Origin of the sequence: Amycolatopsis sp. WAC 04169 (assembly GCF_003947535.1) — a bacterium.
Taxonomy (GTDB): Bacteria; Actinomycetota; Actinomycetes; order Mycobacteriales; family Pseudonocardiaceae; genus Amycolatopsis; species Amycolatopsis keratiniphila.
Genome location: NZ_QHJI01000011.1, coordinates 198,041 through 219,125, shown reverse-complemented (window position 1 = coordinate 219,125; position 21,085 = coordinate 198,041). Strand labels below are relative to the sequence as shown.

At 68.8% G+C, this 21,085-nt stretch carries 24 protein-coding genes; 12 read left to right on the top strand and 12 right to left on the bottom strand.

Annotated elements, in window-relative coordinates:
- The first annotated feature begins 2 nt into the window (after positions 1-2).
- A complete protein-coding gene (locus DMC61_RS30510; RefSeq protein ID WP_125693468.1) occupies positions 3-707 on the top strand; it encodes a GntR family transcriptional regulator in 705 nt (234 codons plus the stop codon).
- Positions 708-711: 4 nt separating this feature from the next.
- On the opposite strand, the gene DMC61_RS30505 is transcribed toward DMC61_RS30510, so the two are convergent.
- The gene (locus DMC61_RS30505; RefSeq protein WP_125693466.1) at positions 712-1,794 is read right to left on the bottom strand and encodes an epoxide hydrolase family protein; all 1,083 of its coding nucleotides are present in this window, start codon (positions 1,792-1,794) and stop codon (positions 712-714) included.
- A gap of 94 nt (positions 1,795-1,888) precedes the next feature.
- Between DMC61_RS30505 and DMC61_RS30500 the strand changes: the two genes are divergently transcribed.
- Positions 1,889-2,356 (top strand): MarR family winged helix-turn-helix transcriptional regulator, encoded by a 468-nt coding sequence (locus DMC61_RS30500; protein WP_125693464.1) that lies wholly within the window; start codon positions 1,889-1,891, stop codon positions 2,354-2,356.
- A 254-nt stretch (positions 2,357-2,610) separates the two neighbouring features.
- Here the strand turns inward: DMC61_RS30500 and DMC61_RS30495 are convergent, their stop codons facing one another.
- Together DMC61_RS30495 and DMC61_RS30490 are read right to left on the bottom strand one after the other, a co-directional pair.
- Complete coding sequence (locus DMC61_RS30495) at positions 2,611-3,486, bottom strand: LysR substrate-binding domain-containing protein (protein ID WP_063275640.1); 876 nt, start codon at positions 3,484-3,486, stop codon at positions 2,611-2,613.
- Between the two features lie 51 nt (positions 3,487-3,537).
- Positions 3,538-4,293, bottom strand: a complete 756-nt coding sequence (locus tag DMC61_RS30490; RefSeq protein ID WP_125693462.1) for an SDR family oxidoreductase — start codon at positions 4,291-4,293, stop codon at positions 3,538-3,540.
- Positions 4,294-4,444: 151 nt separating this feature from the next.
- On the opposite strand from DMC61_RS30490, the gene DMC61_RS30485 reads away from it, so the two are divergent.
- On the top strand, positions 4,445-5,665 hold the full coding sequence (locus DMC61_RS30485) for a hypothetical protein (RefSeq protein WP_233595016.1): 1,221 nt from the start codon (positions 4,445-4,447) through the stop codon (positions 5,663-5,665).
- On the opposite strand, the gene DMC61_RS30480 is transcribed toward DMC61_RS30485, so the two are convergent.
- Positions 5,662-6,174: a CGNR zinc finger domain-containing protein gene (locus DMC61_RS30480; protein WP_125693458.1), complete on the bottom strand. Its 513-nt coding sequence runs from the start codon at positions 6,172-6,174 to the stop codon at positions 5,662-5,664. The genes DMC61_RS30485 and DMC61_RS30480 overlap by 4 nt on opposite strands.
- 25 nt (positions 6,175-6,199) lie before the next feature.
- Between DMC61_RS30480 and DMC61_RS41500 the strand changes: the two genes are divergently transcribed.
- Positions 6,200-6,373: a hypothetical protein gene (locus tag DMC61_RS41500; protein ID WP_199750143.1), complete on the top strand. Its 174-nt coding sequence runs from the start codon at positions 6,200-6,202 to the stop codon at positions 6,371-6,373.
- Here the strand turns inward: DMC61_RS41500 and DMC61_RS30475 are convergent.
- Together DMC61_RS30475 and DMC61_RS30470 are read right to left on the bottom strand one after the other, a co-directional pair.
- Positions 6,370-6,795, bottom strand: a complete 426-nt coding sequence (locus DMC61_RS30475; protein WP_125693456.1) for a nucleoside deaminase — start codon at positions 6,793-6,795, stop codon at positions 6,370-6,372. The two genes, DMC61_RS41500 and DMC61_RS30475, sit on opposite strands and share 4 nt — an antisense overlap.
- Positions 6,792-7,661 carry an LLM class flavin-dependent oxidoreductase gene (locus DMC61_RS30470; RefSeq protein WP_125693454.1) on the bottom strand — a complete coding sequence of 290 codons (870 nt, stop codon included), beginning with the start codon at positions 7,659-7,661 and terminating at the stop codon, positions 6,792-6,794. Before DMC61_RS30470 ends, DMC61_RS30475 begins: the two co-directional genes overlap by 4 nt.
- A 92-nt stretch (positions 7,662-7,753) precedes the next feature.
- Here DMC61_RS30470 and DMC61_RS30465 point away from each other — a divergent pair, with 92 nt between their 5' ends.
- The gene (locus tag DMC61_RS30465; protein ID WP_007034427.1) at positions 7,754-8,200 is read left to right on the top strand and encodes an Lrp/AsnC family transcriptional regulator; all 447 of its coding nucleotides are present in this window, start codon (positions 7,754-7,756) and stop codon (positions 8,198-8,200) included.
- 25 nt (positions 8,201-8,225) lie between these two features.
- Here the strand turns inward: DMC61_RS30465 and DMC61_RS30460 are convergent, their stop codons facing one another.
- Together DMC61_RS30460 and rox are read right to left on the bottom strand one after the other, a co-directional pair.
- A complete protein-coding gene (locus DMC61_RS30460; protein WP_125693452.1) occupies positions 8,226-8,606 on the bottom strand; it encodes a VOC family protein in 381 nt (126 codons plus the stop codon).
- Positions 8,607-8,674: 68 nt separating this feature from the next.
- The gene (gene rox, locus DMC61_RS30455; RefSeq protein ID WP_125693450.1) at positions 8,675-10,102 is read right to left on the bottom strand and encodes a rifampin monooxygenase; all 1,428 of its coding nucleotides are present in this window, start codon (positions 10,100-10,102) and stop codon (positions 8,675-8,677) included.
- A 182-nt stretch (positions 10,103-10,284) separates the two neighbouring features.
- Here rox and DMC61_RS30450 point away from each other — a divergent pair, with 182 nt between their 5' ends.
- Both DMC61_RS30450 and DMC61_RS30445 read left to right on the top strand, forming a co-directional pair.
- Positions 10,285-10,959 (top strand): TetR/AcrR family transcriptional regulator, encoded by a 675-nt coding sequence (locus DMC61_RS30450; RefSeq protein WP_125693448.1) that lies wholly within the window; start codon positions 10,285-10,287, stop codon positions 10,957-10,959.
- A complete protein-coding gene (locus DMC61_RS30445) occupies positions 10,956-12,089 on the top strand; it encodes an NAD(P)/FAD-dependent oxidoreductase (protein WP_125693446.1) in 1,134 nt (377 codons plus the stop codon). Before DMC61_RS30450 ends, DMC61_RS30445 begins: the two co-directional genes overlap by 4 nt.
- Here DMC61_RS30445 and DMC61_RS30440 read toward each other — a convergent pair.
- Complete coding sequence (locus tag DMC61_RS30440; RefSeq protein WP_233595015.1) at positions 12,080-12,676, bottom strand: ABATE domain-containing protein; 597 nt, start codon at positions 12,674-12,676, stop codon at positions 12,080-12,082. The two genes, DMC61_RS30445 and DMC61_RS30440, sit on opposite strands and share 10 nt — an antisense overlap.
- Positions 12,677-12,783: 107 nt before the next feature.
- On the opposite strand from DMC61_RS30440, the gene DMC61_RS30435 reads away from it, so the two are divergent.
- The 3 genes from DMC61_RS30435 to DMC61_RS30425 all read left to right on the top strand — a co-directional run bounded on the left by DMC61_RS30435 (position 12,784) and on the right by DMC61_RS30425 (position 15,173).
- The gene (locus tag DMC61_RS30435; RefSeq protein WP_125693444.1) at positions 12,784-13,554 is read left to right on the top strand and encodes an MBL fold metallo-hydrolase; all 771 of its coding nucleotides are present in this window, start codon (positions 12,784-12,786) and stop codon (positions 13,552-13,554) included.
- A 43-nt stretch (positions 13,555-13,597) separates the two neighbouring features.
- A complete protein-coding gene (locus DMC61_RS30430; RefSeq protein ID WP_125693730.1) occupies positions 13,598-14,344 on the top strand; it encodes a dienelactone hydrolase family protein in 747 nt (248 codons plus the stop codon).
- 121 nt (positions 14,345-14,465) lie between these two features.
- On the top strand, positions 14,466-15,173 hold the full coding sequence (locus DMC61_RS30425; RefSeq protein ID WP_125693442.1) for a class I SAM-dependent methyltransferase: 708 nt from the start codon (positions 14,466-14,468) through the stop codon (positions 15,171-15,173).
- Here DMC61_RS30425 and DMC61_RS30420 read toward each other — a convergent pair.
- A complete protein-coding gene (locus DMC61_RS30420) occupies positions 15,170-16,057 on the bottom strand; it encodes an SDR family oxidoreductase (protein ID WP_125693440.1) in 888 nt (295 codons plus the stop codon). The genes DMC61_RS30425 and DMC61_RS30420 overlap by 4 nt on opposite strands.
- 85 nt (positions 16,058-16,142) lie before the next feature.
- Here DMC61_RS30420 and DMC61_RS30415 point away from each other — a divergent pair, with 85 nt between their 5' ends.
- Positions 16,143-16,721, top strand: coding sequence for a TetR/AcrR family transcriptional regulator (locus tag DMC61_RS30415; RefSeq protein ID WP_125693438.1), 579 nt, complete (start codon positions 16,143-16,145; stop codon positions 16,719-16,721).
- A gap of 10 nt (positions 16,722-16,731) precedes the next feature.
- On the opposite strand, the gene DMC61_RS30410 is transcribed toward DMC61_RS30415, so the two are convergent.
- Positions 16,732-17,919: a tyrosine-type recombinase/integrase gene (locus DMC61_RS30410; protein WP_233595014.1), complete on the bottom strand. Its 1,188-nt coding sequence runs from the start codon at positions 17,917-17,919 to the stop codon at positions 16,732-16,734.
- A gap of 387 nt (positions 17,920-18,306) precedes the next feature.
- Here DMC61_RS30410 and DMC61_RS30405 point away from each other — a divergent pair, with 387 nt between their 5' ends.
- A complete protein-coding gene (locus DMC61_RS30405) occupies positions 18,307-19,404 on the top strand; it encodes a response regulator receiver protein (protein ID WP_125693433.1) in 1,098 nt (365 codons plus the stop codon).
- A 14-nt stretch (positions 19,405-19,418) separates the two neighbouring features.
- Here DMC61_RS30405 and DMC61_RS30400 read toward each other — a convergent pair whose 3' ends face one another.
- Positions 19,419-21,068 carry a WXG100 family type VII secretion target gene (locus DMC61_RS30400; RefSeq protein ID WP_125693431.1) on the bottom strand — a complete coding sequence of 550 codons (1,650 nt, stop codon included), beginning with the start codon at positions 21,066-21,068 and terminating at the stop codon, positions 19,419-19,421.
- Positions 21,069-21,085 lie beyond the last annotated feature (17 nt).

Here is a 21,085-nt window from a genome sequence, read left to right as displayed (position 1 = left end):
ACATGGCTTCCCCGCGGAAGTCCGGACGGCAACCGCTCGCCGATCGGATGTACGAGGTGCTGCTGGGTCAGTTCACCGACGGCCGATGGTCCGCGGGCGAACCGGTCAACATCGGTGCGCTGTCACGAGAACTCGACGTCAGTCAGACGCCGCTCCGGGAGGCGTTGGCGCGGCTGGAGCACACCGGGCTCGTCCGTCGTGAAGCGCTCAAGGGCTACCGGGTCGCCCCGCTGCTCACCGAGTTCGAGCTGATCAAGCTGATGGACGCCCGTCTGGTCCTCGAACCCGCGCTCGCATACGAGGCCGCCCGCCGGACGACCCCTGAGTTCCTCGATGCGGTCTTGGAGAGCGTCGAGGACCTCGCCGGCGCCGCCACGTCGCCCGACACGGCGGCTTTCAGTGCCTATTGGACGATCGACGAACGGTTCCACCTGCTCATCGCCGCTCAGGCGGACAACCCGTTCCTGGAGAAGGCCTACCGATCGCTCGGGGGCCAGGTGCAAAGGTTCCGGTTCTTCGCGAAGCTCGGCTCTGCCAGGGGTGCGCCCGGCCTGGCGGCGGAGGAGCATCGTGCGGTCTATGCCGCTTTGGTGGCGGGGGCGGCCGAGGAGGCCGCGGCCGCCATGCGGCGGCACATCGAGAACGCGAAGCAGCGCGTTCTCGAAGACCGGAGATCGGTCGAGGCCGCAGACCTTCCCGCGGGGTGATGGATCATCGACCGAGGGTGAGGAAGAACTCCCGGACGTCCGCGGCGAGCAGGTCCGGAACCTCCATGGCCGCGAAGTGGCCACCGCGCTCGAATTCCGACCAGTGCCTGATGTCGAACAACCGCTCGGCGAGCGGGCGCACCGATCGTGTGATGTCGTACGGGAGCACGGCCACGCCGAGCGGCACGCGGCAGGGGATGTCCACCTTCCCGGCGTCGTGGTGCAGCCGCGCGGACGAGGCCGCGGTCGCGGTCAGCCAGTACAGCGAGATGTCGGTGAGCATCCGGTCGTCGTCGACCGGCGTGCGCGGGTCCGTCCACTGTGCGAAGCGTTCGGCGATCCACGCCAGCTGCCCGACCGGCGAATCGGTCAACGCGTAGCCGTTGGTCTGCGGGGTGGCGACCTGCAAGGCCTGATACGGCGGACGATTCGCCATGAGCTGCTTCACCTTGTCGAGGCGGGCTTCGTCCTCTTCGGACAGTTCGATGCCGGCCTCGGGAGCGGGCCTGGTCGGCAGGTAGTTCACGTGCACGCCGACGACGTGCTCCGGTGCCACCGCGCCGAGCGCCGTCGAGATACCTGAGCCGAAGTCGCCGCCTTGGGCGCCGTAGCGCTCGTGGCCGAGACGGTGCATCAGCTCGGCCCAGGCCCGGGCGATCCGCTCGACGCTCCAATCGCGTTCGTGGGTCGGCCCGGAGAAGCCATACCCCGGAATCGACGGGATCACCAGGTGGAAATCGCGCGTCAGCGGCTCGATCATGCTCAGGAACTCCAGGAACGAGCCGGGCCAGCCGTGGGTGAGAACCAGCGCGAGTGCGTCCGGGTTCGCCGACCGGACGTGCACGAAGTGGATGTTCTGGCCTTCGATCTCGGTGGTGAAGTGCGGCAGCTTGTTGAGTTCGGCTTCCTGGGCGCGCCAGTCGTAGCCGGTCCGCCAGTACTCGGCGAGTTCTCTGAGCCGGGCGAGCGGGAATCCGTAGTCCGAGCCCGCGTCGGCGACCTCGTTGGGCCAGCGGGTGCGGGCCAGCCGGTCGGCGAGGTCGTCGAGGTCGGCCTGCGGGATGTCGATGCGGAAGGGCTTGATCACGATGCGGCTCCTCAAGTCGTTGGGTAACCAAACGTTTGGTGACCCAACGATACCGCAATCGTTCGGACGCCCAACGATTCGTTAGGCTCCTCACATGGACGACCCCTCGCAGGAGCCGCGTGGCGGCTGGCGGAAGCTGCCCAGCTGGCTGCTCACCCAGACCGCGAACCACGCGCATCGCCTGGTGACCGACGGGTTTTCCGCGGCCGACGCCCGCGGCTACCACTACCGCGTGCTGGCGACGCTGGACGAGTTCGGTCCCGCCAGCCAGGCGGCGCTGGGCCGCCGGAGCGGCATCCACGTGAGCGAGATGGTCGCGACGATCAACGAGCTCGCAGAACGCGAACTGGTCGAGCGTGCCCCGGACCCGGCCGATCGGCGGCGCAACGTCGTCTCGCTGACCACGGCGGGCAAGCGGCAGCTACGGCGGCTGGAGAAGCAGCTGGCCGAACGCCAGGATGAACTGCTGGCACCGCTTTCGCCCGACGAGCGGAAGCGGTTCACCGAACTGCTGTCGAAGCTGCTGGATCACCACGACCGGCGAAGCGACGAGGTCGACTAGAGCCCTGAGTCGATTAGTTCGCGTCATAAGTCCGGGCGGGCTTTTCGATGGGGTCGTGAGTGGCAAAGACGGTTAGAACCGTCCTCGCCACTCACGACCCCATCGAAAAACCGAACATACAGGTATCAACCGGACGTCCGGCCACTGAATTGTGTCCCTTATGGACACTCATGGCCGGGCCCCTCAACTCACGCGATGAAGGACGCTTAACCCACATCGCATGCGGTGAAAGTCCCCTTCTTCCACTCAGGACACTAGAACCCCTGCGCGGAAGCCAGAAACGCCTGACGGGCGTCGGAAGTGCTGTGCTGCGGCCAAAGGGCCTGCAGCGGAACATGGACGGCCGGGTTCAGTTCCCGGACGAGGACGGCGCCGCCCGCGGCCGGGCCGGGTGGCGCGGTCACGAAGGCGACGCCATCGGTGTCGAGGACGGCGGTGACCGGCGGCGTCCCCTGGATCGGATTGCGGCGCACGCGTGGTTCGAATCCCGCGTCGCGGCAGAGGTTGACCAGCAGATCCGTGTAGCCGGAGCGGCCGGGGTGGCCCCAGACGGTGATCTCTTCGCCGTCGAGGTCGCTCAGCCCGAGGTTCTCGCGATCGGCCAGCCGGTGACCGGCGGCGACGGCGACGTTGAGCCGCTGCCGGATCAGGGTGGTCCCGACCAGTCCGTGCGCGAGGGTCAGCGCGCGGCCGAGGCCGAGGTCCAGTTGCCCGCCGAGCAGCTGCGCGATGAGCTCGTCGGGGTAGCGCTGGTTGACGTCGATGATGAGCCCGGGGTCGGTCTGGTGCTTGCGCAGCAGAGCCGTGACCTCGTCGCCGGTGACAGCCGGGGTGTGGCCGACGCGGAGCCGTTCCGGTTCGCTCCGGCCGATGCGCCGGGCGCGTTGGACGGCGGAGTCGGCGATACCGTGCAGGAGGTGCGCGTCGGCGATCAGCGCCTGCCCCGCGGGGAGCACGGTGACCCCGGTGGCGCTCCGCTCGAGCAGGGGGACGCCGACTTCCCGCTCGAGCGTGCGCACCGAGGTCGACAGCGCCTGCTGGCTCAGGTGCAGCCGGGTCGCCGCGCGGGTGAAACTGCCTTCTTCGGCGACGGCGATGAGGTGGTTCAGCTTGTACAGGTCCAGGCCCACCCCGGGGTTCCCCTTCGTGTTTCGGCTACGGCGTCTTGGTCAGGGTAAGGGTCAGCGCGTGGTGTAGCCGCCGTTCGGGAACATCGTCTGGCCGGTGAACCAGCCGCCGTCGGTGGCCAGGAAGCGGATGATCGGCACGATGTCCTCGATCTTCGTCAGCCGTCCGCCCTTCGCCTGGGACTTGTGGAATTCGACCCGCTCAGGCGTCTCCTGCGGGTAGAAGAACGGGGTGTCCATCGGGCCGGGTGCGACGACGTTGACCGAGATGCCGCGGTCGGCGAACTCCTTGGCGGCCGCCCTGGTGAAGTGCTCCAGCGGGGCCTTGCCGCCGGCGTAGGTGGAATAGCCGTCGGTGAAGGCAGCCAGCAGCGAGGTGCCGAGGCTGATGATCTTGCCGTTGTCGGCGAGGCGCCGTCCGGCTTCCTGGATGAAGAAGTAGGCGGCTTTCGCGTTGACCGCGAACATGCGGTCGTAGTCCTCTTCGGTGGTTTCGAGGATCGGCTTGCGCAGGACCATGCCGGTGGTGTTGACCGCGATGTCGGCGCCGCCGAAGGTGTCGACGGCGGTGTCGAAGAGGTGGCGCACGTCGGCGACCTTGGTCAGGTCGCCTTGGACGGCGACGGCTTCGGAGCCGGCGCCGCGGATGGCCTCGACGGTCTTCTCGGCGTCGGCCGCGGAGGCGTCGCCGTGGTAGTGGACGACGACCTTGGCGCCCGCTTCGCCGAGCGTGGTGGACAGGAGTCCGCCGAGGTTCTTCGCCCCGCCGGCGATGATCGCCACTGTTCCGTTCAGGTTCTGTTCGCTCATGACTTCGAACGTAGGAGCCGGGGGCGGGGCCTGGGAAACACAAGATCGAGGTGGGGTCACAAGCCCGGCTTGTGGGCTTCCCCACCTGCGCGGAGCCGGGAATCTTCGGGATCGAACGGCGAGCTGACCTCACATTGTGGACACTCTGATCGTGCTCCGAGAAGTCGACGACCTTGATCAGCCCGCCGCTCCCGAGAAGGCGCCCCGGCAGGGGCGTCCGGCGCGTGTGCTCGACAGAGTCCTCGACAGACTGGCCCGGTCGCCTTATCCCAGGGCGATCCTGCTGTATCTCGTGATCCGCACGGCGAGTGTCCAGTTGCTCGATCTGCTGGCCGCCCGGCGCGGCACGACGTTGACCGATCGGCTGACCGCGTGGGACGGGCAGTGGTATCTGCGGCTGGCGGTGCACGGCTACGCGGATCTGCCGGGGACGCTCGACGCGGCGCGGCAGCCGTATTCGGACGCGCCGATGGCGTTCTTCCCGTTGTATCCGAAGCTCGTCGCTGCGGTGATGTGGCTCGGGGCCGATGTCGTGACGGCGGCGTTGACGGTGTCGGTGCTGGCCGGTCTGGTGCTGGCGTGCGGGCTGATCCGGATCGGGCGGGCGGTGTCGCCGGATCGGGGCGACCGGACTGGGCTGCTGCTGGTGGCGTTGTGGGCCGGGGCGCCGATGGCGATCGTGTTCTCGATGGCCTACACGGAGGCGGTGTTCTGCGCGTTCGCCGTGTGGGCGCTGGTGGGTGTGCTGGAACGACGCTGGCTGCTGGCCGGTTTGTGCGCCTTCGCGGCCGGGTTGTCGAGGTCGACGGCGGTGGTGCTGGTCGCGGTGGTCGTCGTGGCGGCGTTGATCACGGTGTTCCGGCGTGACGAGAAGCGCTGGTGGGCGCTCGCGGGTGCGGTGATCGCTCCGTTGGGAGTGGCGGGCTATCTCGGGTTCGTCGCGTACCGGACGGGGAGTTGGACCGGCTGGCAGGACATCGAGTTGCGAGGCTGGAACACCGAGTTCGACTTCGGCGCGGAGACCGCGGATTCGGTGCTGGCGCGGCTGACCGGGGACGAGTCGGTGTTCAGCACGCTGACGGTGTTGCTGCTGCTGGGAGCCGTGGTGTTGGTGCTGGTGGCGGCGTTCATCCGGGTCCCGTGGCCGTTGACGCTCTACGGCGCCGGGGTGCTGTTGCTGGCCATCGGCACCCGGGGTCTGCCGGACGCGAAGATCCGGTTCATCCTTCCTGCATTCCCCGTGCTGGTGCCGATCGCGATCGGGTTGTCGAAGCGGCCGACGGTGACGGCGGTGGCGGCCGCGGTGGCGTGGGTGGTGCTGGGTGCGTGGTTCTCGGCGCACGCCCTGACGGCGTGGCGGTACGCGATCTAGCTCGCTTGCCTGGTGCGGTGGTCGGCGACGTGGACCCTGGTCGCGCAGCGGGTCGAGCAGAATCGGCGGCGGCCGTTGCGGGAGACGTCGACGTAGACGGTGTCGCAGCCTTCGCGTGAGCAGACACCGAAGCGGTCCGGGGCGTCGCACACGAGATGCGCGAGCCCGCCGGCGGTGTAGGCCCGGACCCGGGGCGCGGTGCCCGCCTGTGCGTCGACGTAGTGCAGGTGGGGTGCCTTGCCGTCGTGGGTGGAGATGTACGGCTTGGACGCGGAGTCGTGGAGCAGGGCGTTGACGAGGTCGACGCGGGTGTCCGGGTCGGCTTCGAAGACGCGCCGGAGCCGCTTGGTCCAGGCGATGATCTCGGTCGCTTCGTGTTCCTGTACGGCGGAGACGGTCATGCGGTCTTTGAAGATCGCGGTGAGCGTGGCCGGGTCGGCGGCGTCGCCCAGGTTGACCAGCTCGGTGGCGATCTGCGCGGCCGCTCCACCGTAAGGGTTGAAGTGCATTGACTCATTACAGCACGATCGGGGTATGGAAGCGAACAAGTGCCCGCGGTGCGGCTGGCCACTGGCCGAACTGCCTGGAAGCGCGACAACGTCCCAGCGTGTCTCGCAGGGGAGACTGGAGTACGTCCGGTGCCTGTGCGGGAGCTGGCTCGCGCGGGTGGACGGTGTGGTGATCGGGGCGACGAAGTCCCGGCTCTAGGTGTAGTACCCCTCGACGGGGACACGAGCCTCGTCGTACAACGCGGGACCTTCGAGCCGGACGCCCGGCCCGGTCGCGGGCGGCTTGAGCGCGGTGACCTGTTCGCCGGAAAGGGCGAACACGACGCGACCCAGGCCGGAGCGTTCGATGGCGCCCTGGCACATCCCGCACGGCTGGCAGCTGGTGTACATGGTGGTCGCCGCGGCGACGTCGGGCTCGAGTTCGCGAGCGGCCCACACGGCGAGCTTCAGCTCCGGATGCAGGCTGATGTCCGACTGCGACACCGAGGTGTTGTGGTCCTCGGCCAGCACCGCACCGTCGGGGCCGACGAGCAGTGAGCCGAAGGGCGGGTCGCCGTCCTCGCGGGACTTCGCGGCCAGCTCGATGGCGCGGCGGAGGAACTTCTCGTCTTCGTCGGTCATGGTCGGTCCTGTTCGGTTCGGTAGTGGCCCAGTTCCCAGTGCGCCGCCACGGTCGCCAGTGCCTGCCAGGCGGCTTCCGGGCGGAGGGTCTCGTCGGGGTCGCCGGAGAACGGGTCGAGTACGACCGTCTCGGCGCCGAGGTGGCGAAGCCGGTCGAGGTCGTCGACGATCTGCTCGATCGTGCCTTCCCCGGCGGCGCGTTCAGGTGTGGTGACCGGGCGCTCGGTGACGTTCAGGAGGATCCGCGGCGTGAACGCGGGCACCGGCCGGTCGTGCGCGTCGGCGATGGTCTTGACCCTGGTGAGCGCCTCGGTGAGCCAGGGAAGGGTGGCCCGCAGCGGATGCCAGGCGTCCCCGACCCGCACGGCGCGGCGGATCCCGGCATCGCTGTTGCCGCCGACCCAGATCGGGATGTCGCCGGCGCGGTAGTCGGCGTCGTCGGCCCAGGCCTTCCGGACGGCGTCGAGGTGGTCGTCGGTCAGCCGTCCCCGTTTCCCGAACGGGACGTCGAGCGCCTCGAACTCCTGACGGGCCCACCCCGACGCGACACCGAGCACCAGCCGTCCACCGCTGAGCTGGTTCAGATTCGCGGCCATCCGGGCGATCAGCAGCGGATGCCGGTACGGGACGATGAGCACGGTGGTGCCCAGCCGGACCCGGCTCGTCACGCCGGCGAGCCACGACAGCGTCGTGAACGGTTCGTAGAACGGCGCCGGATACTGCTCGGCGACGTCGGGGGTGATGGCGACGTGATCGGACACCATGATCAGGTCGTAGCCGAGGCCTTCGACCGTGGTGGCCCAGCCGCGGAGGACCCCGGGGTCGGTCCCCGGGCCGAAGTTCGGGACGTTGACACCTATTCGCACAGGTCAAGGCTATCGGCGAGGCGGAAACCCGGGAAGGGATCTTTCCCGGCGTATGACGGCTTCCGCCGTGGATCTGCCGGTATTCTGCCCGGATGGCCGAGACTCTCGACGCGACCGACTGGGCGATCCTGGTGGAGCTCCAGAAGGACGGGCGCCTCCCGCTCACCGAACTGGGAAAGCGGGTCAGCCTGAGCGCGTCGGCGACGACCGAACGGGTCAAGCGGCTGGAGTCGGCCGGGGTGATCACCGGCTATCGCGCCGAGGTCGATCTGGAGAAGGCCGGGTACGTGGTACTCGCGGTGGTGCGGTTGAAGTACCCGGGCAGCAAGCACGCGCCGTTGCACAAACTCCTGGCCGAGCGGACCGAGATCCTCGAATGCCTCCGCACGACCGGTGACGACTGCTATTCGCTGAAGATCGCGGCCCCGTCGATGGGACGCCTGGAGGAGATCGTCAACGAACTGGCGCTGTTCGGGAGCACGAACACCAACATCGTCTACAACCAGACGTTGCCCTATCGCGGGCCGCAGGGCCCGTGACCGCGCAGGCCACGGGCCCCCGGGCTCACGCGGTCTCCCAGAGCCCCACGACGTTGCCTTCCGTGTCCTTGAAATAGGCCGAGAAACCCATGTCGCCGACCGCGGTCCGGCCGACCAGCGTCGAACCGCCCTGCTTCTCGATGACCGCGAGGGTGTCGTCGACGCTTTCGACGTCGAGCACGATCACCGGACCCGGCGACGGGCTGAGTTCCTTCGCCAGCATGCCGCCGTTGATGTATCCCGGCTCCGAGGGCATGCCGGTCTCGGCGGTCGGCCCCGAAGCGACCATCGTGTAGTCCATCCCGGGCATCGTGTCGGCCTTCCAGCCGAACACCTCCCGGTAGAAGCCGCGTGCGCGCTCGCCGTCCTCGAACGGAATCTCGAAGTGCACGACCCGTCCGGTCATGGTCATCAACTCCTGTCGTGGCGTCGGATTCGGAACGCCACCAGCCAATAACCGCCGGATCCGGCGCGCTAGAGGACTTCGCCCTCTCCGAACCACCGGCGCAACGCCCCGACCAGCTCGTCCTGGTCCGCGCCCGCCCACGCCACGTGTCCGTCCGGGCGCAGCAGCACCACCGGCACCTCGAGTTCCTCGCTGACGTCGACGACGTGGTCGACCCGGTCCGCCCAGCCCCGCACCGAGAGCGCACCGGTCTGGTCGAGCAGCAGGCCGCGGCCGCCGCGCATCAGCCCGTAGAGGTGCCCCTGCTTGAGCTCCAGGTCGCGCATCCGGCGGCCGAGCAGTTCGTGTCCCTCGCCGAAGTCGTAGCGGATCGCGGTCGCGGTGATCTTCTCGGTCAGGAAGCGGCTGACGTCCTCGAAGTCCATCAGTTCCGCCAGCAGCCGCCGGACCGCTTGCGAACCCGGGTCGAGCGACATCAGCTGCATCTGCGCGCGGGTGTTGTCCAGGACCGCGGCGGCCACCGGATGCCGTTCGGTGTAATAGGTATCCAGCAGGTCGTCCGGTGCCCAGCCGTTGACCGCGGCGGCCAGTTTCCAGCCCAGATTGAAGGCGTCCTGGACGCCCAGGTTGAGCCCCTGCCCGCCGACCGGTGGGTGAATGTGTGCCGCATCGCCCGCCAGGAACGCACGGCCGTCCCGATAGTGCTCGGCAAGCCGTGTGGCGTCGCCGAAACGGGAGAGCCAGCGCGGTGAATGCACGCCGAAGTCGCTTCCGGCGACCGCTACGAGCTGGCGTTTGATCTCGTCGAAGCTCGGCGGGATCCGCGGATCCTCGGCCAGGCCTTCGGCGGGCACGCCGACCCGGTACACCCCGTCGCCGATGGGGGAGAGACCGAACCGCAGCTGGGTCTTGCGGACCTCGGTCATCACGGCGAGCACCGTTTCCCAGTCCTCGGTCAGTTCCATCTCGCCCAGCAGCGTCTCGGCGGTGGCGGGCTCGCCGGGGAAGTCGATCCCGAGGAGCTTGCGTACCGCGCTTCGGCCGCCGTCGCAGCCGACGAGGTAGCGCGAGCGCAGCTTCGTCCCGTCGGCCAGTTCGACGTCCACGCCGTCTTCGTCCTGGGCCAGGCCGACCACTTCGCAGCCGCGCCGGATGTCGACGCCGACCTCGGCGGCGTGGTCGATCAGCAGGCGGTCGGTGACGGTCTGCGGAATGCCGAGGATGTAGGCGTGCGCGCTGTCCAGCACCGGCGCCGGCTTGATGATGCCCGCGAAGGAGCCGCCGACCGGGTACTTCTTGCCGTGTTCGAGGAAGCGCTCCAGCAGGCCGCGCTGGTCCATCACCTCGATGCTGCGCGCGTGCAGGCCCATCGAACGGACGACCTTGGACTGTTCCAGATCCTTTTCCAGGACGACGACCCGCACGCCGTGCAGTCGCAGTTCGGCGCCCAGCATCATGCCGGTCGGTCCGCCGCCGGCGATGATCACGTCGATCAAAATTCCCCCGATTGTCGAGCTCTGTTGTCCGGCGGAGGATTCTGCGGCATGACCGGGGTCTTGCCGCAAGCCCCCAGGTGCGTTATACGTTGGAAGTGGCAGGGAGAGTCGATCTCCCTGCCATTGTCGTTTCCGGCCCCGCCGAACTTGTTCGTAACGAACATGTTCGTTACGGTGGAGGCATGGCACCTGAGAAGAGCCGCCGGGAGCGACCGGCCAAACCCGCGCTGACCCGCGACGGCATCGTCGCCGCCGCGGTCGCGATCCTGCGCGAAGAAGGCCTGCGGAAGCTCACGATGCGCCGGCTGGCGCAGGAACTCGACACCGGCGCTGCCTCGCTCTACGTCTACGTCCGCAACACCGCGGAACTGCACGCGGCGATCCTCGACGAACTCCTGGGCACCATCACCCCGCCGTCGGCCGAAGGCTCCTGGCGTGACCGACTGGAACGGCTGCTCACGGCCTACACCGCGACGCTGCTGGAGTACCCCGGTCTCGCCCTGTCCGCACTGGTGGCCCGTCCGAGTGGTGAGAACTACCTCGGCCTGGTCGAGAACCTGCTCGCCCTGCTCGCCGAGGGCGAGGTGCCCGCCGAGCGGCGCGCCTGGGGGATCGACATCCTCCTGCAGCACGCGACCTCGACCGCGGCCGAGCACGCCGAGCAGGAATCGCAAGACGACTGGGACGCGCTGGCCCGCGCCGTGCGGGACGCCGACGAGACGACCCACCCCCAGATCGCCGCCCATACCGCCGACCTGCTCACCGGTCGGCCCGAGCAGCGGATGTCGTGGGGATTGCAGGTGCTGATCACCGGAATCACGCACACCGGCCTGCCGCCGGAAAGGAACCCGACATGACCACACACCACCCCATCGCGATCATCGGCGCCGGCCTCGGCGGGCTCACGCTGGCCCGCGTCCTGCACGTCAACGGCATCGAGGCCGCGGTCTTCGACCTCGACGCGTCGCCGTCCGCCCGGACACAGGGCGGCATGCTCGACATCCACGAGGATTCCGGACAGGTCACGCTGCGGGCCGCCGGTCTCCACGACGGATTCCGCGCGCTGGTGCACTCCGGCGGCGAGGCCATGCGCATCATCGACCGGCACGCGGTCGTGCACCTCGACGAGACCGACGACGGTGACGGCGGCCGTCCCGAAATCGCCCGAGGCGACCTGCGCGACCTGCTGCTCGGCTCCCTGCCCGAGGGCACGGTGCGCTGGGGCGCCAAAACCGTCGGCGCACATCCGCTCGGCGACGGCAGGCACGAGGTGTCCCTTGCCGACGGCACGTCCTTCACCACGGACCTGCTGATCGGTGCCGACGGCGCGTGGTCCAAGGTCCGCCGCCTGGTCTCCGACGCCGAACCGGCCTACGAAGGCATCTCCTTCGTCGATGTCCACCTGCACGACGCCAAGGAACGCCACCCCGCGAGCGCCGAGCTCGCCGGCGACGGGATGTTCTTCGCGCTCGGTGGGGACAAAGGGTTGCTGGGGCATCACGACAGCACCGGCAGCCTCCACGTGTACATCGCGCTCAAGATCGCCGAGGACTGGATCTCCACCATCGATTTCAGCGACACCGTTGCCGCGAAGGCCGCCTTACTGGACCACTTCGACGGCTGGGATGCCGGTCTGCGCGCCCTGATCACCGACGCCGACGGCGAACTGGTCCCTCGGCTGATCCACGCGCTGCCCATCGGCCACCGCTGGGATCGGGTACCCGGTGTCACCCTCATCGGGGACGCCGCTCATCTGATGTCGCCGTTCGCCGGCGAGGGGGCCAACCTCGCGATGCTCGACGGCGCCGAACTCGGCCTCGCCCTGGCCGCGCATCCCGCCGACGTCGAAGCCGCACTCAAGGCCTACGAGACGGACCTGTTCCCGCGCAGTGAAGCCTCGGCGACGGAATCCGCCGAAAACCTCGCCCTCTGCTTCGCCGATGACTCCCCGAAACCGTTGCTGGAACGGTTCGCGTCCTACCGCTGAGACGAGCCCGCCGGCTGGGCACGCCTGGCGTAGGCGCGGGCGGCACGGGCCCGGTCGCCGCAGCGCACGGAGCACCACTGGCGTCGTCCGTTGCGGAGGAAGAACCGGGTGCACGGCGGAGAGCCGCAGGCGGCGATCCGGTCTGCGTCCGGCCCGGTCACCAGGTCCGCGGCGTTGGCGGCGAGCGTCGCCAGCGCGTGCTCGACGATCTGGGTGATCGGATGCGACGCGGTGCGGTAAAGCCCGCGGACCGGGTCCCAGCGCAGGAGTTCGGCGGTAGGTGCCTTGCTCAGCGCTTCGTTGATGGCGTTGAGGGCGCTCTGCGGCGCCGGGTCCGAACAGGAGCGCGACGCGAGCAGCACCCGCACCTGCTCGCGCAACGAGCGGACCAGTCCGGCACACATCTCCTGGAGTCCGGCGTCGACCGGGGCGAGGCCCTGTTCGGCGAGCCAGTCCGTCGCGGCGGCCGGAGTGCCGAGCAGATCGGTGAACTGGCCGCCGGGCAGCGCGATCGTGGTGTTGGCGAGCGCCAGCGCGACGTACTGCTCGGCGCCCGGGGCAGGAGGAAGGGCAGCGGTGTCGTCCACGTTCTCATGGTAGGCGTTGAGCTCTCTCACGGAAGTGGTTGCAGTCTTCCGTGACAACTGGATAGTGTTGCTCACGGAAAGAACGATACCTATCCGTGAGGTGAATGATGGATCAGATCAGCGACCAGCTCTCCGTCCAGGTCTTCGGCGGGCCGACCGCCCTGATCGACTATGGCGGCCTGCGGTTCCTGACCGACCCGACCTTCGACGAGCCCGGCGACTACCCGAGGCCCAATGGGAGACCCGGCCTCACCAAGACGGCGCCGTCATCAGCGAACCCAGCGGACCTCGGCCGTGTCGACGCCGTCCTGCTCTCCCACGATGAGCACCCGGACAACCTCGATCACTCCGGTCGGAAACTGCTGGAGGACGTGCCTTTGACGCTCACCACGCCCAGCGGCGCGGGACGGCTCGGCGGCACCGCGAAAGGGCTGGAAAACTGGGAGACCGTCGAACTGGACCGGCCGGGCGGGGGAGCCGTGACCGTGACCGCGGCACCCGCGGTCCACGGACCTTCACCGGACAAGGTCAGCGGTGACGTCGTCGGCTTCGTGCTCACCGGCGACGGCCTGCCGACGGTCTATGTCAGTGGCGACAACGCCTCGCTCGACGTCGTCCGGCAGGTCGCGGATCGGTTCGGGCCGGTCGACACCGCCGTGCTCTTCGCAGGCGCCCCGCGTCTGAAGCCGGTCTTCGACGGCGCCCTACTCGTCCTCGACAGCGCCTTGGCCGCCGAGGCGACGCGCATCCTCGGCGCAAGCACGGTCGTCCCGGTGCACATCGACAGCTGGAACCACTTCACCGAAGGCCGTGAGGAGTTGGAGGCCGCTTTCGCCTCGGCCGGGCTGGCCGATCGGCTGCGCCCGAGCCGGGCTTGATCGTCTACGTTCGAGGTACGTCGACGAGAAAGCGAGCACCGCCATTCCCTCCACCACGCTGAACATCCCCACCTCCGACGGTCAGTCCGACGCCTTCGCCGCGTACCCCGGCGAGGGCGGAACGCATCCGGGCGTCCTGCTGTACCCGGATGCGTTCGGCCCTCGCCCCGTCCTGTGGGACATGGCCCGCGAACTGGCCGATCACGGCTACTACGTCCTTGTCCCCAATGTCTTCTACCGGCACCGTCCGGCGCCGGTGTTCGACCTTCCCGAGCACATCACCGCCGAACATCGCCCCGAGCTGTTCGGCCAGATCATGCCGCTCATCGAGGCGCATACCACCGAACGCGTGCTGAGCGACGCCCGTGCGTACCTCGACTTCCTCACCGCTCAACCCGAGGTCGCCGCCGGACCGGTCGCCACGATCGGCTACTGCCTGGGCGCCGTCCTCGCGATGCGCACCGCGACGGCCCACCCCGACCAGGTCGCCGCCGTCGCCGGTTTCCACCCGGGCGCGCTCGTCACCGACCAACCCGACAGCCCGCACCGGCAGATCTCGAACCTCACCGCGAAAGTCCACCTCGGCCTCGCCGAGGGCGACATGACACCCGAGGCGATCACCGAGATCAGCCACGCGTTCGAGACCGCCGGAGTCGAGTACAGCTGCGAGATCTATCCCGGCACCATCCACGGCTACACGATGTCCGACACCGACGCCTTCAACGCCGACGGATCACGACGCCATTGGGAGCGGCTACTCGCGCTCTTGGAGAGCACCCTGAAGTCTTGAGCCGCCGCGAGGGTGGCGCGTTGCGAAAGCCACTTTCACAACCTTGAAGGTTGCGAAAGTGGCTCTCGCAACGTCGCTGAAAACAGCTGCTGGCACCACAAGCACTGCCATATTGGTCTGTATGTCGAGCACTCCTGTGGAAAACGACTACGACACCTTCGCCGAGGCCTACGCGGCCGAGAACGAAACCAGCCTGGTCAACGCCTACTACACAAAGCCCGCCATCCTCGATCTCGCCGGCGACGTGACCGGCAGGCGGATTCTCGACGCGGGATGCGGCGCGGGCCCGCTGTTCGAGGCACTGCGCGATCGGGGCGCCATCGTGACCGGCTTCGACTCCAGCGTCAAAATGCTGGAGCTGGCCCGGAAACGCCTCGGCGACGACGCGGAACTGCGGATCGCCGACATCAGCAAGCCGCTGCCCTTCCCCGACGGCGCCTTCGACGACGTCATCGCCGCCCTCGTCCTGCACTATCTCGAAGATTGGACGGCGCCGCTGGCCGAGATCCGGCGCGTGCTGAAACCCGGCGGCAGGCTGATCATGGCCGTCAACCACCCGATCATCTACAAGCTGATCGACCCCGAAGCGGACTACTTCAAGACCGTGAAGTGGTCGGACGAATACACCTTCGGTGGCCAGAAAGCCGTGCTGACGTACTGGCACCGGCCGCTGCACGCGATGACCGACGCCTTCACCGCGGCGGGCTTCCGGACTGCCGTCGTCAGCGAGCCGCCTCCGGCGCCGGGCGCGCGGGAACGCTTTCCGGAGGAGCTCGCGGGCAAGACCGCCTTCTTGAGCTTCCTGTTCTTCGTCTTGGAGGCGGCTTAGCCGGATGGCCGGATGTTCTCCAGATCCTTCAGGAGACTCGGGTGCCGGGGAGTCCAGCCGAGCGCCTCGCGGGTGTGGGCGCTGGATGAGGGCTGGTCGGCCGCGAAGATGACGCCGATGGGGCCGTAAGTCTCCACCGGAACGGACTCGGCGGGCAGCCCCAGACGCCTGCCGATGACCGCCGCGATGTCGCGCACCTGGTCGCCCTCGTCGGCCACGGCGTGCCAGGCGGTACCGGCTTCGGCCTTCTCCAGCGCGAGTCTGAAGAGGACTGCGGCATCGAGGGCGTGCACGGCAGGCCACCGCTGGCTGCCGTCACCCGGGTAACCCGACACGCCGCTCTGGCGCGCTATCCCGGTCAGCACACCGGCGAACCCGCCCGCACCGTCGTTGTGGACCGTCCTCGGCAGGCGGACGGCCGAGCTCCGGACTCCGCGTGAAGCCAGCTCCAGGACCCCGGTGACCGCGCGACCGCGACCGCCGACCGGCCCGTCGGTCGGAATCGGGTCGAACTCGGTGGAGGCGCGGCCCGGTGTGGCGGGCGTACCCGAACAGGTCACGAAAGGGCGGTCGGTGCCGACGAGCGCCTCGCCGAGAGCGGCGAGGGCGGCGCTTTCCTCGGCGACCGCGCTCGCCAGGGCTTCGGGGCTGCTGAAGTCGTTGGCGAAGGCCAGATGGATCACGCCGTCGGCCTGGGTGGCGGCGGTCCGCAGGACGTCGAGATCGGCCAGACTTCCCCGGATCGGCTCGGCGCCGGCAATCGAGACGGCCTGGGCCGAGGCCTCGGAGCGGGCGAGTGCCAGGACGGTGTGACCGTTGCCGAGTAGTTCGGCGACCACGGCGGACCCGATCAGGCCGGTGCCGCCGGTGACGAAGACGTGCATGAGCTCTCCCGTAAGTGATGGGACTCTTGTCTCATCACCATACCAGCGTGACGGGACAAGAGTCCCATCACATAGAATGGGCCCCATGGGCCGATGGGAGCCGGACGCGCGCGAACGCCTCGTCGTGGCGGCCGTCGACCTGTTCACCGAGCAGGGCTACGACGCCACGACGGTCGTGCAGATCGCCGAGCGTGCGGGCGTCACCAAGAGCACCTTCTTCCGGCACTTCCCCGACAAACGGGAACTGCTGGTCGCCGGACAGGAAACGCTGAGCCGGCTACTGGCCGAAGGGATCGCCGAGGCGCCCGCCGAAGCCAGTCCGCTCGAGGCGGTCGCCGCGGGTCTCGTCCGCGCGTCGACCGCGATGGGCCCGATGAGCCGGGAGATCGCCCCGCGACTGAAGGCCGCGGTCGCCGCGAGCGCCGAGCTTCAGGAACGAGACGCCCTCAAGAGTGTCAGCCTCGCCGCCGTCATGACCACCGCCCTCGTTGCCCGCGGCGTGCCCGATCCGACGGCCGCCCTCGCCAGTGAACTCGGAGTCCTCGCTTTCAAGCGGGGGTACGCCGAATGGTCCGAAGGTGATCGCCCTCCCGAGGACGACTTCGCCACCTACCTGCTGAAGGCTCTCGACGAACTGCGCGCCGCGAGCGCGTCCCTCGGCTGACAGGACCAGGTCAGGCGCCCTCGACGTGCCAGGCGTCGGCGACGAGGTCGACCGCGCTGCGCGCCGGGTCACGGGCCGCGTGGTCGTAGACGCCGCTGGTGGTGTCGATGCTGGCGTGCCCCACGTCGGCCTGCACGTGTTCAAGCGAGGCTCCGGCCTCGACCGCGGCGGTCACATAGAAGTGCCGAAGCGCGTGGGGGTGCATCGCCTCGGCGACGTCGGCCAGGTCCGGGCCGCCGGCCGCGGCGATACGGCGCAGGAGCTGCCAGATCGCTTGCCGGGAGAACCGGCGTCCGCCACGGGTCACCAGCAGGGGTAGATCCGAGCTCCGGGTGCGACGGCCCGCACTGGTCGCCACCTCGGTCCCAGTATCGTCCGTGCGCAGCGCCAGATAGTCCATCAGCGCGCGCTCTGCGGGCACGCTCAGATAGACGATGCGGACCTTCCCGCCTTTACCGTGTACGCGAAGCGCCCGCCGCCCCCGGGTCACGTGCAGGTCGGCGCCGTCGAGCCCGCACAGCTCGCTGACCCGCAGTCCGAGCGTGAACAACGCGACGATCGCGACCGAGCGCGCGACATCGCAGGGACTCGCGCCTCGCCGCGGTGTTCCTGCCGCCTGGTGCAATGCTGCGACCTGCCGGGTCGTCAAGGTGACCGTCGTCGACGTGCTCGCCGCCGCCGCGGTCAGCCCCAGCCGCCTCCGGTCCAGCGCCGCCGGATTCGCCGCCACCAGACCCGCGTCGGCCAGCGACGAGTACATGGTCTTCACTGTCGCCAGCATCCGGTCCCGCGTCGACGGCGCCGCTCCCGCCGACTCCAGATCCCTCAGCCACGTCTTCACCTGTGCCGATGTCGCCACCGCCGGGTCCACCCCGTTGGCCGCGCACCACCGCAGCCAATGGCAGGCCCGTAACCGGCCCCGGCTCGCTGGGGGAGGTCCAGCCTTGCCCGCCGGACTGGCCGCCGGCGGGATGATGACGGCCTGGGCGTAGTCGGCCACGGCGTCGGCCCACTGATCCTGGGCGCCGGTCCGCGGCCGCAGCCAGGCGCCGATGTCGGCGGTGGTCACGGGCAGTCCAAGACCTTCCGCGTAGGTGCGGCGGGTCTGGTGGTTGCCGTATCCGGTCAGCCACTCGGTGATGCCGGAAAGCAGACCGGCCGGATCCGCGACTCCCGGCCAGACTTCGTCGTCTCCCACGGTTTCTCCGGGGGAGACGACGGTGGAATCGAGGCCGGACAGGAGTTTCACTGTCGGCTGCCCTCCGGGCTCCGGTCGATCATGCGGATCACCGTAGTGGTTGTGCCAGGTACACGAGAACGCAGGAACCGAGCCCATCGTCACCGTGACGAAACGGGGCGGGCATCTGACATGCCCGACAGAACGTGTTACCGGCGGTAACGGCAAACGCGTTTTCAGGTCGGCCAATCGGACCCGTTTCAGGGGGGTCACGGCCGGTTTCGGAAGACATGAGAGCTGAATCTGAACTTAGCTACAAAATGCATCTTCTGTAGCTAAGTTAGGTTGAAGTTAAAGATATTGATACGTGGGTTAGAGGTTATGTAACTGACAAGGTATGCTTCGCTCATGGTCGAGCATGCGGAGGAACAGGCGCCGGAGCAGGCGCGATGCGGGTTTCGCAAGTGCCGGGAGCCGCTGCCTCCGCCCGGGCCGCGCGGCGGAAGGCCGTACGAGTTCTGCCCGGACCGGACGTGGCCCGGCGGGAAGAGCTGCAAGCAGCTGGCCGCGGCCGAGCAGGCTCTACGGGAGGCGCTGGGCGACGAGGGTGTGCCGTCGGCGGCGCTGACGGACGCCGGGCAGGCCTTCGATCAAGCCGCCAGCGCGCTCACCGTCCCTCTCCGTACGTTGAGCAACGCGCTCGACGCGGTCACCGCTCATCTGCGGGACGAGATCGCGGCGGCCGTCGGTCAAGCCGACGCCGCCCACGAAGCCGCGGCAGAAGCCGACCGGCAACGGGACGCCGCACTGTCACGAGCAGCAGAGGCCGAAGCCGCCGCCGAGGCAGCGAAGGAAGCCGCTCGAACGGCTCAGCAGGCCGAGCTTCTGGCCACGGCGACCGCGGAAGAGGCGATCGAGGCACGGACAGCCGCCCAACTGGCTCAAGCGAAAGCGGAGTCGGCCACCGCGGTGATCACCCAGCGCGCGAAGGAAGTCACCGAGGAGGCGGACGAACAGCGAGCTCGCGCCGACAAGCTGGCTGCCACGCTCGCCGCTCGTGGCGAGGAGCTGGCGACGCGGACCGCGGAGCGCGATGCCGCACGGACGGCGTTGGCCGAATCGGACGAGCGTCGGAAGACGTGGGAGCGGCTCCTGGAAACGCAGAAGCGCGAGCTGACCGCGGAGGTGGACGCCGTGCGGGAGCAACTCCGAGCCCTCGATGCCCGCTACCAGGAGGCTCTCACCGAGCGAACCGCACACGAAACCGCATCCCGAGCACAGCTCGCGGACGTTCAGGCTGAGCTGACCGCCACGCGCGGGCAACTCGCCGCGGCTCAGCAGCAGATCACCGAATCCCTGGTATCGCGCGACCAGGCTGCGAGGACGCTGGCCCTCATCCGTCACCGTGCCCTCGCCGCGACGGAGGAACCGTCGACGGCACTGCGGCAAGACCTTCTGACGATTCTCCTCGGCGACGGCGAAACAGCCCCGAAGTCACCCGAGTGATCGCCGGAAGCGGTCTACGGAATCAGGCCGCCGAGCTTGTTCAGCCCTTCCTTGACTCCGTCCTCGACGCGCCGGTACGTGTCCGCCCCGGTGACCAGGCTGTCCGCGATGCCGCCCACCGCTTCCACTCCCGCCGTCAGCCGGTCGCCCGCCGCCGTGACGTACTTGGTGAGCGTGTCGCTGAAGGTGGTGGCCGCCGGCACGTCGCCGAGCAGATGCGGCACCAGTTGCAGCCGCGACATCGCGCCGGCCGCGGTGCTCAACGTCGACGTCGCGCCGTCCAGCACGCCCGCGGCACCGACGAGCGAGTCGGGATCGGTTTCGTATCCGGCGTCGCCGGGGGAGAGCGCGCCGTCGGGGTCGAGACCGAGTTCGTCCAGGGAGATCCTGGTCAGCTCCGGTTCGTCCCACTTCGAGCCCGGGTTCTTCTGGTAGCCGTAGGCGCCGGATTCGTGCGCCAGCACGATCTCCCCGTCGATCTCCACGGCCTCTTCGACGCCGTGGGAGTCGTAGCCGTCTTCGTTGCCCGGCTCGCCGCCCTTCAGCTCGATCTCTTCGCGATCGTTGAAGTCGTACCACTCCGGCGTCCGGTCCTGTCGGTAGAACTTGCCGCTGTGCCCATCGGAGGACGAGAAGATGAACTCGTCGTCGCGCACCACGACGCCCTGGACGTTGTTCGGTGTCTCGATCGGATCCCCTGCCTCGTCCGGCCGGGGTGAACCGTCCGGGCCGACAGGGACTTCGTAGAGCCGGTTGTTGCCGTAGTCGCCCACGAAGAGTTTGCCTTGCGCGTAGGTGACGTAGCTGTGGGCGGGCGTGTCGACCACGTCCACGGCGTCGACCGGTTTTCCGCTGTTCTGCGCGGCGTCGAGTTCGGCCTTGTCGTAGACGTACACGTATCCGTTGGACGACACCCAGACGTGCTTGCCGTCCGTCGCGACACCGCCGGTGTGGGTGGGCGCGCCGACCTCGCCGTTGCCGTTGAGGTAGACGTTCCCTGTTTCCACTCCGCTCTCGTAGTCGACGTAGGTCAGCCTGCTCGGCGTCAGTCCGGGGCCGACAGGGTTGTCGCCGGAGCCGTCTCCATCACCGTCGTGGTACGAGCCCAGCAACAGGTTCTCACCGTCGTAGGCCAGGCCTTGGGAGGTCCACGGCTCGCCTGGGTTGACGCCGCTGATGTCAGCGTTGCCGTCGCTGTCCCAGCCCTCGCTTCCGCCGCCGTCGGTCGTGGCCGCGAGCGCGGTGAGCCTGCTTTCGTAGGTCTGCTGGGCGACGGTCAGCGCGCGGATCGTCTTCATCGCGATCTCCGGCGCTTCGAGGAGGTCGGTCAGGCCGAGCTTGCGCCAGGGTCCGATGGCGGTGTCGGCTGACGTCCGTAGCGCCGAGTACGCCTTCGCGGCACCTTTGACCGCGGCCTCTGCGGTGTTGAGCTGGGCATATACCTCGGCGACGGTGTGCGAGGACTGCTTCGCCTTGCCGACGAACTCCGCCGCCGCCCTGCCGCGCCAGGACTTGGCCGCTCGCAGCGCGCCGTCGGAGATCCCGTCCGCCACGGTCTGCAACGACGTCTTGGCGTCGGCGATGGTGGCGCCGACTTCGGCGATGCCCGCCGCGTCCCCCGACGTGAGCTTGGCGTAGAGCGGTTCGGGATTCAGGAACGGCATCGGCTTCTCCTCGGGCA

Excerpts from the sequence above, each read along its gene's own strand:
- DMC61_RS30510 (WP_125693468.1), top strand. The coding sequence starts at position 3 with ATGGCTTCCCCGCGGAAGTCCGGACGGCAACCGCTCGCCGATCGGATG.
- DMC61_RS30500 (WP_125693464.1), top strand. The coding sequence starts at position 1,889 with ATGGACGACCCCTCGCAGGAGCCGCGTGGCGGCTGGCGGAAGCTGCCC.
- DMC61_RS30490 (WP_125693462.1), bottom strand. The coding sequence starts at position 4,293 with ATGAGCGAACAGAACCTGAACGGAACAGTGGCGATCATCGCCGGCGGG.
- DMC61_RS30480 (WP_125693458.1), bottom strand. The coding sequence starts at position 6,174 with ATGCACTTCAACCCTTACGGTGGAGCGGCCGCGCAGATCGCCACCGAG.
- DMC61_RS41500 (WP_199750143.1), top strand. The coding sequence starts at position 6,200 with ATGGAAGCGAACAAGTGCCCGCGGTGCGGCTGGCCACTGGCCGAACTG.
- DMC61_RS30475 (WP_125693456.1), bottom strand. The coding sequence starts at position 6,795 with ATGACCGACGAAGACGAGAAGTTCCTCCGCCGCGCCATCGAGCTGGCC.
- DMC61_RS30465 (WP_007034427.1), top strand. The coding sequence starts at position 7,754 with ATGGCCGAGACTCTCGACGCGACCGACTGGGCGATCCTGGTGGAGCTC.
- DMC61_RS30460 (WP_125693452.1), bottom strand. The coding sequence starts at position 8,606 with ATGACCGGACGGGTCGTGCACTTCGAGATTCCGTTCGAGGACGGCGAG.
- DMC61_RS30450 (WP_125693448.1), top strand. The coding sequence starts at position 10,285 with ATGGCACCTGAGAAGAGCCGCCGGGAGCGACCGGCCAAACCCGCGCTG.
- DMC61_RS30445 (WP_125693446.1), top strand. The coding sequence starts at position 10,956 with ATGACCACACACCACCCCATCGCGATCATCGGCGCCGGCCTCGGCGGG.
- DMC61_RS30435 (WP_125693444.1), top strand. The coding sequence starts at position 12,784 with ATGGATCAGATCAGCGACCAGCTCTCCGTCCAGGTCTTCGGCGGGCCG.
- DMC61_RS30425 (WP_125693442.1), top strand. The coding sequence starts at position 14,466 with ATGTCGAGCACTCCTGTGGAAAACGACTACGACACCTTCGCCGAGGCC.
- DMC61_RS30420 (WP_125693440.1), bottom strand. The coding sequence starts at position 16,057 with ATGCACGTCTTCGTCACCGGCGGCACCGGCCTGATCGGGTCCGCCGTG.
- DMC61_RS30415 (WP_125693438.1), top strand. The coding sequence starts at position 16,143 with ATGGGCCGATGGGAGCCGGACGCGCGCGAACGCCTCGTCGTGGCGGCC.
- DMC61_RS30405 (WP_125693433.1), top strand. The coding sequence starts at position 18,307 with ATGGTCGAGCATGCGGAGGAACAGGCGCCGGAGCAGGCGCGATGCGGG.
- DMC61_RS30400 (WP_125693431.1), bottom strand. The coding sequence starts at position 21,068 with ATGCCGTTCCTGAATCCCGAACCGCTCTACGCCAAGCTCACGTCGGGG.